Origin of the sequence: Massilia sp. Dwa41.01b, from assembly GCF_014171775.1 — a bacterium.
Taxonomy (GTDB): Bacteria; Pseudomonadota; Gammaproteobacteria; order Burkholderiales; family Burkholderiaceae_D; genus Telluria.
In genome coordinates, this window is the sequence record NZ_CP050454.1 from 729,053 (window position 1) to 743,544 (window position 14,492).

Genomic DNA, 14,492 nt, shown 5'->3' on the forward strand with positions numbered 1-14,492 from the left:
TTCGCCGCCGGTGAAGACACGGTCGCTGATGTCGAGCCAGGCTGGGTCAGCACGGCGCCGTTGCGCACGATGCGGACCAGGCCCGCGCGCTCGACGACGAACAGGCGCTCGTCGCCGGGCGGCGCAGTGACGAAGACCGGTCGGGTGAAGGTGGGGCCGATGTCGGTCAGCGTCAGTGTCACTGGCCCGCTGGCATAAGTAACGCTGGCGGTGGCCGTGGCGCCGGCCGCGACGACGACATTCTGGGTAGCGGGCGTGGGCGCATAGGTGGCGCCGCCGACGGCGACGTTGGACGCGGCCACGCTGTAGCTGCCGGGTGCGAGATTGGGCAAGGTTTGCGTGGCGGTCAGGTCTTGGGCGAAATTATTTGGACCGGTGACGCGCACGGCGCCGTTGACGCCGGCGGGCAGGGCCGTGATCGTTACTTGCAGGCTGCCGGTCGTGGCGCCGCTGCCGGTACCGTCGCCAGGTGTGGGGCCGAGGGTGCCGGGATTGCCGCCGCCACCGCTGCAGGCCGCCAGCAGGAAGGAGGACAGCAGGCAGAGCAGGAATATCCGTACGCGATCGACCAGCATGGCAGCCTCCACGGGGAACGGCAATCGACGCGGCCATTCTGCCACTGCCGGGCCGTGCCGCGCGCACGTTAGCCGGCGCACAATTGATTCTGTTCGGAGGAGGAAGGCGGCGCGTCGCGCGGACGTTCAGGGTGCGGCCGGCGGACGCTGGCGCGTTTTGCCACCACGCCCGACGGGGCGATCAGGACGACGAACTCGGCAAAGCGGCCGGCGCCGGCGGGCGACTGGTACAGCCAGGCTTCGTAGCCGCTATCGAACACGACCGACCTGGTCTTGCCAAAGGCAGCCAGCAGCTCGGCCTTCGTCGTGCGGCCCGGGACGATGCCGCTGGCCAGGCGCTCGGCGGCGACCTGGGTGCCGGGCGGCACCGCCTGCGTGGCGCAGCCGGCCAGCAGCAGGGCCGCGAGCAGGAGGGCAGCGCGCCTCATCGCGCCACCTCGGCCGGCGCCGTGACCGACGCGGCCGGCACGTCCACCATGTAGTCGAACTCGACCAGCGTGTCGTCCGGCCAGCGGCTGTCCCAGATCGGTGCGTAATAGGTGCGGTCGAGCAGCACCTGGCAGTCGCAAAAGGGCAGCATCTCGCGGGTCTGCCCGCCGCCGGCATAGAGCATGCTGAAGGGCAGTACTTCAGAGCGGTCGCCAAAGCGCAGGCGCACCGCGAACAGGGGGCGCTCGGCGAAGAACAGGTAGTTGCCGTCGGGGCTGTTGCAGACCCCGTCGGCGCTCGTCAAGGCATCCGCCAGCCAGCCAAACAGCGGCGAGCTGTTCGAGACCAGGCCAGCTTCCATGCCGACCCGGCATTCCAGGCGCAAATCGCCCAGGCGGCGCGTGCCAGGCGGCAAGCCCGGGGTGGCGATGGTAGCGCGCCAGGTCATGCTGGTGGTCTTGCGGTTGGCGAGCACGGCGGCGTCTTCGCGCAGGGCTTGCTCGTTGCGGGGCAGCACGAAACTGTTGTCGGGCGCGACCGGCACCGGTACCGACAGGGTGTCGCCGGCGATGCGCAGGGTGATGCCTGTCATGTTGACGTCCGGCGTGCGCGGCAACAACTGGAAACGCAGGCTGGCCGCAGGAGCGAGCGCATGTTCGCGTTCGAAGCGTTCCATGCCTTTGATCATCTTGCGGTAGGATTTGTCGACCGGGTCGCGGGTGCCCTTCACGCTGACGGTGGCGACCTTGCTCGGCGAAGGGACAGGCGAGGAAGAGGCTTCCTGCGCGCCTGCCGTGGTGGCGAAGGCAAGCGCGCAGAGGAGGGTGAGGCCGGTGCCTTGCGCGAGCGGCCCCATGCTGCTTACCAGTAGCGGACCCGGCCGGTGTCCATGTGCACGAACTGCGAGTCCGGGTAGTAACCGACGCCGCCGGCGCGCATCGACACGGCCGCCTTGCGCAGCTGGGCCAGGTCCTTGCCCGGCAGGCGGATGTCGATGGCCTTGCCGTCCATGTGCATGCTGTGCTTGGCCACGCCACTGCTATTGGCGTGCAGCTTCGCGTTCGATTCCGGCGAGCGGTAGCCGGAAATGATGTGCAGGGTCTGGTTGTCGCCGAACTTGGTGCTGACCTCGTTGAGCAGGACGATCAGCTTCGTATCCATTTCGGCAATCTTGTTGTTGCGGTGGTCGCGCAGCAGCTTGTTGATGTCTTGCAGCGCGTCCGGGATGAACTGGCCTTCGGCCCAGAAAACACTACGCAGGCTTTCACCGGTATGCGTGTTGTACAAGCGCAGGGTACGTTCGCCAGGAGCGGCCTGGGCGGCTTTCGCCAGGGCGGGCATGCCGATCGCGGACGCGAGTGCAACAGAGCTTTTGAGGAAAGAGCGTCGTTGGTTCATTGAGCATCCTTTACGCAGGTTCGGAAACAACGATGATACCCCGTTTTCGTCGAGCTTGCAGGGGATGACGGGTAAATGCGACACGATGACGGTTGAATAACAACTTTTAACGGAGATTTGCATGCAATTCCGCCAACACGGCAGTTTTTCGCAACGCGTCCGGACCGCCTCGTGCGCGCTTCCTTTCCTCATCGCCGCCAGTAGCGCCGCGCACGCCCAGGTGCAGGCGAGTGGCGCCCCGCCCGAAGTCAAAGGCTGGCGCCTCGAAACCGTCACCGACGCGCTGCCCCAGGCCTGGGGCATGGCATGGCTGCCGGACGGGCGCATGCTTGTTACCGGCAAGGAAGGCACGCTGCACTGGTAGCGGGCGGCAAGGTGCAGGACCTGCCCCTGGCTGGCTTGCCGAAGCTGATGACGGGCGGCCAGGGCGACCTGCTCGACATCGCCGTGCATCCGGCCGACAAGGGGCCGCAGGTGCGCGTCTACATGACGATGGCCAACGGCACCGAGGCCGAGAACCGGACCATGCTGGTGCGCGGCACCTTCGATGGCAAGCGGGTGACCGGCATCGTGCCCCTGTTCACGGCCTCACCCTCGAAGAACGGCGGCGAGCACTTCGGTTCGCGCATCGCCTGGCTGGCCGACGGCACGCTGCTGATGAGCATTGGCGATGGCGGCAACCCGCCCCAGCGCGTGGGCAGGATGCTGGCCCGCGACCAGGCCCAGAACCTGGGCAGCCACAACGGTTCCATCCTGCGCCTCACCAGCGAGGGCAAGCCGGTGCCGGGCAATCCGCTGGCGAGCAAACCTGGCGCCCTGCCGGAAATCTGGTCCTACGGCCACCGCAACATCCAGGGCCTGGTGGTGGATGCGGCCGGCAAGCAGGTGTTTGCCAGCGAACACGGCCCGCGCGGCGGTGACGAGATCAACCGCATCGAGGGCGGCAAGAACTACGGCTGGCCGATCCAGACTTTTGGCCTGGACTACAAGACGCGCGAACCGGTCGGCAAGCCCAGCGTGCCGGGCATGGTCGATCCCCTGGTCGCCTGGTCCCCGTCCCCGCCCTCGGGCCTGGCCTGGTACACGGGCCACGCCTTCCCGCAATGGCGGGGCAGCCTGTTCAGCGGCAGCCTGGCCGGCATGGACGTGCGCCGCATCGCCTTCGACGCGGACGGTAAAGTTGTGAAGCAGGAAAAAAGCTGGCGATCGGCAAGCGCGTGCGCGACGTGCGCCAGGGGCCGGACGGCCACCTGTACCTGCTGACGGACGAGGACCACTCGCGCATCCTGCGCGTGGTACCGGACAAATCCTGATCGCCTGCCGGGCCGTGCGCCGCAGCGCGCGGCTTTCTCCGATACTCGCCCGAAAGGAGGAGAGAGATGGAACACTTTTCGATCGATCTCGCCAGTACCGCCCTGGTACTGGTTGACCTGCAAAACGGCAACGTTGCACGCGAACTGGCGCCCTATTCGGCCGAGCAGGTGGTGGGCAACTGCGTGCTGCTGGCGGGGGAAATGCGCAACCGCGGCGCCATGGTCGTCTATGTACGGGTGCTGATGAACGAATTGCAGCCCGGCCCGAGCGACGCGCCCCTGCGCGCGCCCGGCAGCCCGGCGCCACCGCCGGATGCCTCGCACCTGGCGGACAACGCGGGCGTCGAGGCCACCGACATCGTCGTCACCAAGCGCCAGTGGGGCGCCTTCTATGGCACCGAACTCGACCAGCTATTACGGCGGCGCGGCATCAAGACGCTGATTTTGGGCGGCATCGTCACCAATTTCGGCGTCGAGTCGACGGCGCGGGCGGCGCATGACCGTGGCTATGCGATCGTGTTCGCGGAAGATGCGATGAGCGGGATCACGGCCGAGGCGCACAATTTTGCCTGCGCCAACATCTTTCGCGTGATGGGGCGGGTGCGCAGCACGAAAGTGCTGATCGACATGCTGCAGGAGGGGACGGGCGACGCCTGAGGCCTGGACAGGGTTCGCGGGTCAGGGATACGCCGCAAGAGCGCGCACGCTGAGACCGCGTGGGGCAATGGAAGCCGGTGGCTTCCATTGCAAGCCCACCCTGCGAACTGCGAAATCGCTACGCCGCCGCGTGAATCGCCGCCGTGATCTCGTACGAACGCAGCCGCGCCGCGTGGTCGAAGATCTGCGAGGTAATCATGAGCTCGTCGGCACGGGTGTGGGCAACGAAGGCCTGCAGCTGGGCCGCCACCGTTTCCGGCGCACCGATGGCCGAGCACGACAACACGCTGTCGAGCATCGCGCGTTCCTGCATGCCGAGGCTTTCCAGATAGCCACGCTTGGGCGGTTGCAGCCTCGTCGGGCGACCGCTGCGCAGGTTCACGAAGGCCTGCTGCATCGAGGTGGCCTGGTACCGGGCTTCCTCGTCGCTGTCGGCCGCGAACACGTTGAAGCCGAGCATTACATACGGCTTGTCCAGCTGCGCCGACGGCTTGAAATTCGCACGGTACATGTCGATTGCCTGCATCATCATCTGCGGTGCGAAGTGCGAGGCAAAGGCGTAGGGCAGTCCGAAGTGGGCGGCCAGCTGGGCGCCGAACAGGCTGGACCCGAGGATCCACAGCGGCACGTTCAGCCCGGCACCGGGCACGGCCTTGACTTGGCGGCGCGGCGAGTCGGCAAAATAGTCCTGCAGCTCGAGTACGTCCTGGGGGAATTCGTCGGCGTCCGAGGCCAGGTTGCGGCGCAGGGCACGCGCGGTGACGTGGTCGGAACCCGGCGCACGGCCCAGGCCCAGGTCGATACGGCCGGGGAACAGCGACTCGAGCGTGCCGAACTGTTCGGCGATAACGAGCGGCGAGTGATTCGGCAGCATGATGCCGCCGGCGCCCACGCGGATGCGCGAGGTGCCGGCCGCGACATAGCCGATCAGCACCGAGGTGGCGGCGCTGGCAATGCCCGGCATGCCGTGGTGTTCGGCCAGCCAGAAACGGTTGAAACCCCAGCGTTCGCCATGCTGGGCGAGGTCGAGCGAATGCTGGAAGGAAGCGCGCGCATCGCTGCCTTCGGCGATGGGCGAGAGGTCGAGTATCGAAAAGGGAATCATGAGCCGCATGATACGCCGAAGGATTTTTTCCCGCTGCGCGCCACTGCACAGGCGGCTTGTCGCCGGTGCAGCGGTTGACAGCATGCGGCCCTCGGACCGGCGCGGTCCCGCTGTAAAGATTGACCAGCAGATATTGCCTGTCTATGATTCCCGGCTCCTGCCGCCGCGCCGCCGCGGCGCGCGCCAACTGCTCCAGGCCCGGATGTTCATGCGTCGTCATTCTTCGTCCAAACGTTCCCGGCACCGATACGCCATTGGCGCCTGCCTGGCGCTGCTGGCCGGGTGTGCGCCGCTGTCCGGGGACAGTCCTGCAGGGGGCACACTGGCTGCACATGGGCAACTCGACCCTGCCCAGTTCGCACGCATCGACGCGGCAATCGGCGCCGCCATCGCCGAGCGCCGCCTGCCGGGCGCGGTGTTCCACCTCGAGCGGGGCGGCGCCGTGCACGAACGCGCCTACGGCCAGTTCAGCTACGAATCCGGCGCCGCGGCGGTGACGCCCGACAGCGTGTTCGACGCCGCCTCGCTGACCAAGGTATTGGCCACCGCGCCCGCCGTCCTGCTGCTGGTCGAGGAGGGCAAGCTCGAGCTCGACGCGAAGCTGGTCGACTATTTTCCCGAATGTGGCGGTGGCGGCAAGGAGGCGATCACGATCCGCCATCTTCTGACCCATACCTCTGGCTTGCCTGCCGGCCTGCCCGCCAGGCCATCCTGGCAGGGCGATGCGGCCGCGCATGCGCTCGCCTGTGCCCAGACCGTCACCCACGCGCCAGGGAGCTTCTTCCGCTATTCCGACATCAACTACATCCTGCTCGGCCAGCTGGTGGCGCACCTGTCCGGCGAGCCGCTCGATGCCTACGCGCAGCGCCATATCTTCACGCCGCTGGGCATGCGCGACACCGGCTACCTGCCGCTGCGCCGCATGGCGGCGTCCAGCATCGTTCCCACCCACCGGGCGCCCCGCCGGTGGCGACGCGGCCGGTGCACACGGGGACGTGCGCGGCGGCGCGCGGCTGCAGGGCGTGGTGCACGACCCGACCGTGCGCCGCATCGGCGGTGTCGCCGGTTCGGCCGGCGTGTTCAGCACCGCGCGCGACCTGGCCCGTTTTGCGCGCATGCTGCTGGGAGAAGGCGAGCTGGAGGGTGCGCGTGCTGTCGCCCGGGAGCGTGCGCCTGCTGACCACCGTCGGCAGCCCGCCCGGCATCGCCTCCCTGCGCGGCCTCGGCATGGACATCGATTCGCCTTATGCCGAGCGTCCGCGCGGCACGCTGTTCCCGCTGGGCAGCTATGGCCACACGGGCTTTACCGGCTGCATCCTGTGGATCGACCCCGGTTCGCGCACGTTCTACGTGTTCCTGTCGAACCGCGTTTATCCCGACGACAGGAGCAATGTGTTGCCCCTGTACACCCAGCTCGGCACGCTGTCGGCCCAGGCTGCGGGCATGGGCGCGGCCAGCCCCCGAACCAGTGGTGGTCGGTGATCGCGCACAGGTCTTTGTAGACCAGGTACCACCAGTGATAGATGCTGTTGCCCCATGGGCGGGCACTCCGTCCCTTGCGCGCTGCGGCGGCCGCCAGGTCGTAGACCTTCGCCTTTTTTGGCTCTCGGGTGCCCAGCACCTCGTCGGCCAGCTCGTGCATCGTCCACACGGTATCGGTCAGCACCACGCCTCGCACCTCCCGGCCGTTCTTGCCGTTGGTGGTTCCTACCAGGCGAAGCACGCGCAGGCAATCACTCGCGGACGGGTCGGCCTTGATGCCGGCCAGCGCGCGGATAAGGGCGCCCTGTACGAGGCGCCAGACCGGCAGGGCCTTGTCGGGGGGCGGCTCCAGGAGCCAATACAGGTGCATACCGCGGCCTGAGAAGACGGCAAACGACGGCGCCGGCAGCTTGGCAGCGCGGAGCAGGTCGAGCGCATCCTCGAGGTTGCCGGAGCCGTCGACGTCGACGTAACACGCGCGCAGGCTACGCAGCTGGCGAACGTGGCGCCAGCCGTGAAACTCGTTCACGGTCAGGTATGTGTCGACGCCGCCGGCGAAACCGGCTACCAGTTTCGCGACAGGGTCACCCGGGTAGATCTTCGTCCACCGGTTTGCCTCCTTGCGCTGCTCCCAATACAGCACCGCGCCATGGGCTGCGTGGTGCAGCTTCTACATTTCACCATGTCGCTCTGGACGTGGTTGCAAATGCCGTGGCCGTAGGATGCCCGAGTCGGAAAAACCACAAGAGGATCGCCAAACGCTGTACTGGGACACTTCGGGTGCGCCTTTTTGCGAGTCGTGATGGTAGGCCGGGCAGTGTCGATGGAAAACCCACCAGAGGAAGGCAGCAGTCGAAAGTGAAACACTTCGGCCCGCATACGTACCGCCGAGTCGTGACACCATGATTAACTGCAGCTGGTTAGGAAAACTTGCCGAAGACCAGCTGCGCGCGACTGGCAAAGTGCGCCTACCTAAACCTGAAGAAGGAATTTCCTAATGCAATTCGATCTCACTCCGGCCACCATCACAGCCTTGGCCTTGCTTGTCCAAGTGCTCGGCAGGAACCGTTTTGGCTCCGTAATGGTCGTCCTACTCATCCTCGCCGTTGGCGTAGCTGCAGCCCTGCCAGGTCTACCTGCTGCCCTAGTCGCCTAAGCATGGCGATCCCACGTTTGGCCAGGTCACCACCGGCACACCTGTGAGCTGCCACAACTCATCGCACGGCACAGCAGCAAAAATACAACTACGCATCTTGCGAAGTTGCATTGGTATTTTATGGTGTCCAGAGGGTGCAAATACAGTTTGTAGGCACACATTCTGAAGACGATAAATGGTCGAAAGATAATCGCAAAAAATGAATCATCAAAACCAGTCGAGCAGCGTAACGCCCGGCCTTAAAATGGCTTGGGCTACGCTGCAGGATCAAGCCCTGTTACGCCCGATTCGGAACGACACTGATTTTGAACGTGTACATGCTCTAGTTAACGAGCTGGCCTACGAAGTAGGGGATGACGAGAGTCATCCCCTCTTTGATCTTTTTGAGCTAGCAATGTTGCTAATAGAAAAGTGGGAAGACGAGCATGTAGAAATTCCGGATACGGAACCAAAAGAGGTATTCCGCTTTCTGTTGGAAGAACATGATCTAAAGCAAAAGGACTTGGCTGATATCGCGTCGCCTACTTTGATTAGCGATATTTTGGCAGGTCGTCGTGAAATAAGCCGAGTTTTAGCGAAGAGCTTAGCAAAACGTTTCAACGTTGATGCCAGTGCATTTCTGTAACTAGCGAATCAGCGGCCACCTTGGCCATGCTCGATTTTGCGCTGTCTTACTTTGCCCACGAATGGGCCCAACTACTAAGTCAATTAGGTGCCGGCTGCGCAAGCAGTTGAGCGCACGCGCCCGCTTATCGGGACTGCGAAGTGCCGGTACCGTCCTTCTCCATGCCTGTCCAGGTGAACTTATAGTGGCGGCAACTCATCCCCATATTCCCGCATGAGGTAGGCGTGCATCGCGGCTACCAGCGGCGACACGTCTGCTGGGCTGTAGTCCTTCCGCTGTTCAGCGCGACAGCATTGGTGCCACTGCTGCTTTTGATTTGGGCTGATCGGATGCTGCTACTCATTGCCAGTCTGTAGCTGGGCCGTGCACTACGCTCGAGCACGCGCAGCGTTTCTCCAAGCAATTCAGTACGATTATAGATTCGCAGCCGCCCTGCTAAAATGAACATTCAACCAATACGTCAACATAGCTCAGGTCCACTAGCAATTTATGACCTTCGATATCTGGGCAATCAGGACTATCTATAATCTCGCACATAACGAAATTCATATCGAGGAATCCGTAGGGATTCCAGTCGAATAGATCGATGAATTGAAGGGAAACATTAGAATCTAGTTCTTTAACCGGATGATCCCAATAGCCAGCAGACTCCCGCTTCTCGCGATTTATCATAACAGCTGTTTTACGTCGGCTACGTAATTTTACTTTGATTAATCGCGAAGATTTTCCGAGGACATAATCGTCGTCACTACAATCAAGTTGGCGTAGAACGATACTACGAAAAAGCTCGTTCTTTATTCTCGCAAATGAATCAGATATCGCCCAATCTTGATTTATCTGGAACTTGGCCATAAAGGCTCGATTCCATAAACCACGACTGCAGTCACGATATTCGTTTAACTGATCAAGAACCGACACTGTAGATTCCACTATTGACCTCCTCTCTACTTCCAATCTTTTCCATCAGGTAGCAGCGCTACGCTCGCACTGCAGTCCGGTTCCAGGAACGGCTCCCGTCTTCCGATATAAAGGGAAACAGGTTGCGTCTTCCTACGCAGGATCTGCGACGGCATTCGTCGAAAACAGAGAAGCAGCTACGAGGACAGGAACCGTAAGGTTCAGGACAGACGGACATAAACGAATGCGCACGATGACCTCATCAGCAAAGGAGATCGTAAATTATAGGCATACTTACCTTTCCTCGAAGATATTATTTTTATAATTTACCCAAGATGAATAAATAGCGTTTTTTCATGCAAGTAGCATTAAATTTATAATGAAATAATTGCCCAGTTGAAATATTGGATATAAAAAGTAATGAATCTTGGTGCAGGTTAATGGTTTTCTCGTTTCAAATGGGCACAGCTCTTTATTGATATGACACTTTAGCGAAGCAGACTGTTCAAATTCGACCGTTTTTGGACAGGTCCGCCCGGTGCGGGCCGGGCTGTTTCGCGCCCGTGACGATGCCGCTTTAACTTTCCAAAAGGCTACCGCGCGCTGCATTCATGTCGACCTCTCTACACTTGGTTTCCTCCAATGACCTGACATAGGTCGTTGAAATTGCTGAGTTTTTTTTGCCCCCATGATATTTAGGAGAAAGACATGAAAATGCATAAACTGTTGAAGGGTCTGCTGAGCGCGTCGGTTGCCGCGGCGATGGTTGCTTCCTTCGGTGCGCAGGCGCAGTCGAGCAGCACCTCGGGCTCGAGCGGCTCGGGTTCGCAGGCTAGCAGCCAGAGCGGCAGCTCGGATACCGGCACCACGTCTTCCACCAAGAAGAAGCAGAAACGCAGCAAGAAGCAAGGCAGCAGCTCGCAGAGCGGCAGCTCCCAGAGCGGCAGCTCGGGCTCGGGTAGCGGCGCGTCCAGCACCGGTTCGATGGGCACCAGCGGCAGCGGCAGCGCCAGCGGCACCTCGGGCAGCGGCACCCGGCGGTACGTCGGGCACCAGCGGTACCCGGCGGCACCTCGGGTACCAGCGGTACCTCGGGCACTTCCGGCACCTCGGGCACCAGTGGCTCGATGGGCACCGGCACCTCCGGCTCGAGCGGCACCAGCGGTTCGATGGGCACCGGCACCTCCGGCTCGAGCGGGTCGATGGGCAGCGGCAGCTCTGGCTCCAGCGGCTCCAGCGGCTCGATGGGCAGCGGCGCGTCGGGTACCAGCGGCAGCAGCGGCGCCATGGGTACCAGCGGCTCCATGGGCACCAGTGGCGGCACCGGCACGATGGACAGCGGCCGCGCCGGCACCACCGGCACTACCGGCACTACCGGCACGTCGGGCAGCTCGGGCAGCTCGGGCACCAGCGGCACCTCAGGCACGTCCGGCACCTCGGGCACCTCGGGCACCTCTGGCACGTCCGGCACCTCCGGCACCTCCGGCACGAGCACCGGTACCGGTGGCGGCACCGGCGGTCGCGGCTACTGATCCGGTTCCAGGCCGCCCACCCGCGGCCAAGGTCTGGACATGAAGAAAAAACACCAGTCCCAGGGCTGGTGTTTTTTCATGCGTGCGGGTTCGGAACCGGCGCTGGGCCTGGAGCACGCACAGGCCGGTGCACGGCGCTCACACCTTGCGCACGAACTCCGACTTCAGGCTCATCGCGCCGAAACCCTCGATCTTGCAGTCGATATCGTGGTCGCTGTCGACCAGGCGGATATTCTTGACCTTCGTGCCCTGCTTGATGACGCCGCCCGAGCCCTTCGGTTTCAGGTCCTTGATGACGGTGACGGTGTCGCCGTCCTGCAGCAGGTTGCCGGCGGCATCTCGGTACTCGCGCACGGTCTCGGCTGCGGCTGCGCCGGCCGCCGGCGACCACTCATGGCCGCACTCGGGGCAAGTCAGGTGAGCGCCATCCTCGTAGGCGTACGCGGATTGGCAGACGGGGCAGGGAGGCAGGGGACATGGCGGTACCGGAAAGGAAAGCCGCCAGTATAGCGCCGGCGCACCGCGGCGCGGCGTGCGCGTGCCAGGTCAGCGCAGCCAGTAGTTCACAGGGCTCAACGGTGGCGGCAGGTCCGGGTCGCCCAGGGCGTCGCGCAGGTCGATCTCGATGACGCGGCAGAGGGCATCGAGGGGCAGGTCGTTCGGCGACAGGCCGAAAGGCTCCTCGATTTCGTCGCCCAGCGCGTCGAGGCCGTAGAAGGTATAGGCGACGATGCCGACCACCAGCGGCGTCATGTAGCCGATGGCATCGACCAGGCCGAAGGGCAGCAGGAAGCAATACAGGTAGGCGGTGCGGTGCAGCAGCAGCGTGTACGAGAACGGCACCGGCGTATTCTTGATGCGTTCGCATGCGGCGGCGGTGGCGACCATTCCCGACAGGGTGGTGTCGAGTGTTGCCGCGCTGACGCTGTCGAGCAGGCCGGCGCGGCGGCAGCGCGCGATATCGGCGCCCATCTCGAGCATCAGCGCCTGGTGCAGGTTGACGCGTCCGCACAGTGACTGCCATTCGCCAGGGTCGAGATGCGGTGCCACATCGGGGGCGGGTCGCTGCGGCGCAGGCCATGGCGCAGCGCATGGGCGAATGCCACCGCGCGGCGCAGCATGCGGCTGCGCAGGACGCCTCCGGGCGCGGGGTCGCCGGCCCCGTCGTCCACCAGGCTCAGGCATTGACGCGCGAGATTGCGGCTGCGCGTGACCAGTTCGCCCCACAGCTTGCGTCCTTCCCAGTAGCGGTCATAGGCCGAGTTGTTCCGAAAGCCCAGGAAGATTGCCAGCGGCAAGCCCATCAGCGTGAACGGGATGGTGGTCACGCGGATTTTCTGGTGCCAGAGTTCACCGTGGGTCGCGGTGACGACCACGGCCAGCACGACAGTGAAGAGCAGGCTCTTCCAGATGCTCGGCATGACCGAGCCGCGCATGGTGATGAACAGGCGCAGGCCGGTCGGCCGGTCGCGCACGATCATGTCGCTTCTCCCTGGCGCAAGGCTTGCCTCATGACCCCGGTCGGGCAATAAGGTGCCTGACCGCCGCGCGGACGGGCAAAAAAAACGCCAACCCGCAGGTTGGCGTGACGGTCATGCCGGGCGTGGCCTTACTCCGACTTCGCCTGTTGAGCCTGCAGCTGCTCGCGCAGCTGGTGCGGGGCGACGTGGGTGTAGTCCTTGTTGAACTCCTGCTTGATCGCCGCCTTCACGTGCGGGTCGAGGTTCAGGCGCAGCGTGCCGAGGAATTGCGGCGAGGCCGACAGCACGATGTTGTTGTAGCGGCCTTCCTGCTGGGCTTTCAGCAGGAATTGCGAGATCTCCTTCGCGAAGAGTTCGGTCTCGTGTTCGACCGGCGTCTGGTTCGGCTCGTACTGCTTGTTCGGTGCGCCGGCGCCATGGCCGTTGTGCGACATCGCCACCGCGTTGGTACCGATATTGTGGCTGCTCTTGCCGGCCGAGGTCGGCCCGAGCCTGTCGGTTTCGCTTTCGGCGGTGCGCAGGCGCGCGCCGTTGTTCACCATGTCCTCGAGTTCCTGCAGCGGCTCTGCCGGGTCCTGTTCGGAAAAGAAGCGTGCCCGGCCTGCATTGGCCGTCATGATCCAGGTTGTTGGCATGTTACCCCCTGTGAATTTTAGTCGTGAATGATGTGCGCACCCGCTATCCGTGACAGGTGCGGGAACGAGCGTGTAAGCGAACAACCCGTACGCATACGGAGGGGCTGTGGCCGGCGCTGCGCGTCCTGCGCGGTGCAGCTTGCAGCCCATGCATGCCGGTTGTCGCGTCGAGGCCAGTGTAGCACTGGGGTTTCGATCCGCGACGCACCGCTGCCGCCGCCTGCTGCGCGCCGGTCCGGCCACGACTTCGGCACAATCATCCGGTACGTTTTACGTCGCACTGAACAGGAGATCGACTATGGCAAACGAGCAACGAGATACGCAACAGGGCGCCGGCAGCGCACCCGGGCAACAGGTGAGCAATGCCGATACGCTGGCCGAAGGCGGCGCACGGCCCGTGCAGGGCCAGCAGCGCCCGGTTGGGGCCGACATCGTCGGCGCCGCCGGCGGCACCGATGCGGCAGCCGGCGCGAAGATGGCCGGCAGCAGCGGCCCCGGCGGTGCCGGCCCTGCGCCACATGGACGACACCGCCGGTAACCCCGGTACCCCTGGCGGCACCCTTGCCGGGAAGCCATCAGCCCGGCAGCAGGGGCGGGCGCGGCGGGCGGTACTGGCCTGGGCGAAGCGTCGGCCGGCGACGACACGCGCGAGAACGGCAGCGCCGGCGGTCAGGCCAGCTCGATGGCAGCGGGCGGTGATCCGAGCGGCGGCAATACGCTGGCGGGCAACCGCGGCGGCGCCGGCGGCGGCAGCCGCGGCACGGGCAGCCGGGGCAGCGGCAGTGGTGGCGGCAGCCAGGGTGGCCAGCCTTGAGCGGGCCCGCTCCGCACGGACGGCAGCCTGCACCACCATGCAGCGCACCCTGATCGTCCCGGCCTGGCGATCGCCGCCATCGGCGTCGCCTGGCCCTGGCTGCGCCGGCTCCCCTTCGGCCGCCTGCCGGGCGACATCCATGTCGTGCGCGAAGGCTTCAGCTTCAGTTTTCCGGTCGTGACCTGCATCGTTATTTCAATCGTGGTGTCGGTCATTCTCTGGCTATTCAAACGCTGAGCCGCTCCGCAACCTGCATCCACGCAGCCAAGACGCCACCTCCGGGTGGCGTTTTTTTTGCCCACGCTGCTAGCACACCCCCATGTCCAAAATGTGACACCCCTGTACGCTCAGCAAGATTTGACAAACATGGCCACAAAAATAACAACACAATGC

Annotated in this window: 20 protein-coding genes and 1 pseudogene; 12 read left to right on the forward strand and 9 right to left on the reverse strand. The window is 64.2% G+C overall.

Annotated elements, in window-relative coordinates; genetic code table 11:
• Positions 1 to 353 precede the first annotated feature (353 nt).
• Positions 354 to 647 (forward strand): hypothetical protein, encoded by a 294-nt coding sequence (locus G4G28_RS25195; protein WP_229507877.1) that lies wholly within the window; start codon positions 354 to 356, stop codon positions 645 to 647.
• Here the strand turns inward: G4G28_RS25195 and G4G28_RS03285 are convergent.
• The 3 genes from G4G28_RS03285 to G4G28_RS03295 are packed head-to-tail and all read right to left on the reverse strand — an operon-like array spanning position 644 to position 2,402.
• On the reverse strand, positions 644 to 1,003 hold the full coding sequence (locus tag G4G28_RS03285; protein WP_183108036.1) for a hypothetical protein: 360 nt from the start codon (positions 1,001 to 1,003) through the stop codon (positions 644 to 646). The two genes, G4G28_RS25195 and G4G28_RS03285, sit on opposite strands and share 4 nt — an antisense overlap.
• Positions 1,000 to 1,860 carry a hypothetical protein gene (locus G4G28_RS03290; protein WP_229425426.1) on the reverse strand — a complete coding sequence of 287 codons (861 nt, stop codon included), beginning with the start codon at positions 1,858 to 1,860 and terminating at the stop codon, positions 1,000 to 1,002. The genes G4G28_RS03285 and G4G28_RS03290 overlap by 4 nt, the downstream gene beginning before the upstream one ends.
• Positions 1,861 to 1,865: 5 nt before the next feature.
• A complete protein-coding gene (locus G4G28_RS03295) occupies positions 1,866 to 2,402 on the reverse strand; it encodes a DUF882 domain-containing protein (protein WP_182990833.1) in 537 nt (178 codons plus the stop codon).
• A gap of 121 nt (positions 2,403 to 2,523) precedes the next feature.
• On the opposite strand from G4G28_RS03295, the gene G4G28_RS25200 reads away from it, so the two are divergent.
• The 4 genes from G4G28_RS25200 (at position 2,524) to G4G28_RS03305 (ending at position 4,372) form a co-directional block, all read left to right on the forward strand.
• Positions 2,524 to 2,766 carry a PQQ-dependent sugar dehydrogenase gene (locus G4G28_RS25200; protein ID WP_229507878.1) on the forward strand — a complete coding sequence of 81 codons (243 nt, stop codon included), beginning with the start codon at positions 2,524 to 2,526 and terminating at the stop codon, positions 2,764 to 2,766.
• 11 nt (positions 2,767 to 2,777) lie between these two features.
• Positions 2,778 to 3,665, forward strand: coding sequence for a PQQ-dependent sugar dehydrogenase (locus tag G4G28_RS03300; RefSeq protein ID WP_267875269.1), 888 nt, complete (start codon positions 2,778 to 2,780; stop codon positions 3,663 to 3,665).
• Positions 3,629 to 3,715 carry a hypothetical protein gene (locus G4G28_RS27365; RefSeq protein ID WP_267875281.1) on the forward strand — a complete coding sequence of 29 codons (87 nt, stop codon included), beginning with the start codon at positions 3,629 to 3,631 and terminating at the stop codon, positions 3,713 to 3,715. The genes G4G28_RS03300 and G4G28_RS27365 overlap by 37 nt, the downstream gene beginning before the upstream one ends.
• Positions 3,716 to 3,781: 66 nt before the next feature.
• Positions 3,782 to 4,372 carry an isochorismatase family protein gene (locus tag G4G28_RS03305; RefSeq protein ID WP_182990834.1) on the forward strand — a complete coding sequence of 197 codons (591 nt, stop codon included), beginning with the start codon at positions 3,782 to 3,784 and terminating at the stop codon, positions 4,370 to 4,372.
• A gap of 118 nt (positions 4,373 to 4,490) precedes the next feature.
• On the opposite strand, the gene G4G28_RS03310 is transcribed toward G4G28_RS03305, so the two are convergent.
• Positions 4,491 to 5,477 (reverse strand): LLM class flavin-dependent oxidoreductase, encoded by a 987-nt coding sequence (locus G4G28_RS03310; protein WP_182990835.1) that lies wholly within the window; start codon positions 5,475 to 5,477, stop codon positions 4,491 to 4,493.
• A gap of 208 nt (positions 5,478 to 5,685) precedes the next feature.
• On the opposite strand from G4G28_RS03310, the gene G4G28_RS27370 reads away from it, so the two are divergent.
• From G4G28_RS27370 to G4G28_RS03320, 3 genes are all read left to right on the forward strand, one after another.
• Positions 5,686 to 6,657 carry a serine hydrolase domain-containing protein gene (locus tag G4G28_RS27370; protein ID WP_308601755.1) on the forward strand — a complete coding sequence of 324 codons (972 nt, stop codon included), beginning with the start codon at positions 5,686 to 5,688 and terminating at the stop codon, positions 6,655 to 6,657.
• Positions 6,627 to 6,959: a serine hydrolase gene (locus G4G28_RS27905; RefSeq protein WP_308601757.1), complete on the forward strand. Its 333-nt coding sequence runs from the start codon at positions 6,627 to 6,629 to the stop codon at positions 6,957 to 6,959. The genes G4G28_RS27370 and G4G28_RS27905 overlap by 31 nt, the downstream gene beginning before the upstream one ends.
• 1,355 nt (positions 6,960 to 8,314) lie before the next feature.
• Positions 8,315 to 8,740: a type II toxin-antitoxin system HigA family antitoxin gene (locus G4G28_RS03320; RefSeq protein WP_229425431.1), complete on the forward strand. Its 426-nt coding sequence runs from the start codon at positions 8,315 to 8,317 to the stop codon at positions 8,738 to 8,740.
• A 435-nt stretch (positions 8,741 to 9,175) separates the two neighbouring features.
• On the opposite strand, the gene G4G28_RS03325 is transcribed toward G4G28_RS03320, so the two are convergent.
• Together G4G28_RS03325 and G4G28_RS03330 are read right to left on the reverse strand one after the other, a co-directional pair.
• Complete coding sequence (locus G4G28_RS03325) at positions 9,176 to 9,670, reverse strand: hypothetical protein (RefSeq protein WP_182990836.1); 495 nt, start codon at positions 9,668 to 9,670, stop codon at positions 9,176 to 9,178.
• A gap of 662 nt (positions 9,671 to 10,332) precedes the next feature.
• Positions 10,333 to 10,671 (reverse strand): hypothetical protein, encoded by a 339-nt coding sequence (locus G4G28_RS03330; protein WP_183108037.1) that lies wholly within the window; start codon positions 10,669 to 10,671, stop codon positions 10,333 to 10,335.
• A gap of 93 nt (positions 10,672 to 10,764) precedes the next feature.
• On the opposite strand from G4G28_RS03330, the gene G4G28_RS03335 reads away from it, so the two are divergent.
• Positions 10,765 to 11,169 carry a hypothetical protein gene (locus tag G4G28_RS03335; protein ID WP_183108038.1) on the forward strand — a complete coding sequence of 135 codons (405 nt, stop codon included), beginning with the start codon at positions 10,765 to 10,767 and terminating at the stop codon, positions 11,167 to 11,169.
• 138 nt (positions 11,170 to 11,307) lie between these two features.
• Here G4G28_RS03335 and G4G28_RS03340 read toward each other — a convergent pair whose 3' ends face one another.
• From G4G28_RS03340 to G4G28_RS03350, 3 genes and pseudogenes are all read right to left on the reverse strand, one after another.
• On the reverse strand, positions 11,308 to 11,640 hold the full coding sequence (locus G4G28_RS03340) for a zinc ribbon domain-containing protein YjdM (protein ID WP_183108429.1): 333 nt from the start codon (positions 11,638 to 11,640) through the stop codon (positions 11,308 to 11,310).
• A gap of 75 nt (positions 11,641 to 11,715) precedes the next feature.
• Positions 11,716 to 12,650 (reverse strand): annotated as a pseudogene (locus G4G28_RS28825) (bestrophin family protein).
• Between the two features lie 128 nt (positions 12,651 to 12,778).
• Positions 12,779 to 13,285, reverse strand: a complete 507-nt coding sequence (locus G4G28_RS03350) for a host attachment protein (RefSeq protein WP_182990840.1) — start codon at positions 13,283 to 13,285, stop codon at positions 12,779 to 12,781.
• 298 nt (positions 13,286 to 13,583) lie between these two features.
• Here G4G28_RS03350 and G4G28_RS03355 point away from each other — a divergent pair, with 298 nt between their 5' ends.
• From G4G28_RS03355 to G4G28_RS03360, 3 genes are all read left to right on the forward strand, one after another.
• Positions 13,584 to 13,823, forward strand: a complete 240-nt coding sequence (locus G4G28_RS03355; RefSeq protein WP_183108039.1) for a hypothetical protein — start codon at positions 13,584 to 13,586, stop codon at positions 13,821 to 13,823.
• 144 nt (positions 13,824 to 13,967) lie between these two features.
• Positions 13,968 to 14,099, forward strand: coding sequence for a hypothetical protein (locus tag G4G28_RS27380; RefSeq protein WP_267875270.1), 132 nt, complete (start codon positions 13,968 to 13,970; stop codon positions 14,097 to 14,099).
• A 99-nt stretch (positions 14,100 to 14,198) separates the two neighbouring features.
• Complete coding sequence (locus tag G4G28_RS03360; protein WP_229508055.1) at positions 14,199 to 14,336, forward strand: DUF2905 domain-containing protein; 138 nt, start codon at positions 14,199 to 14,201, stop codon at positions 14,334 to 14,336.
• The last annotated feature ends 156 nt before the right edge of the window (positions 14,337 to 14,492 follow it).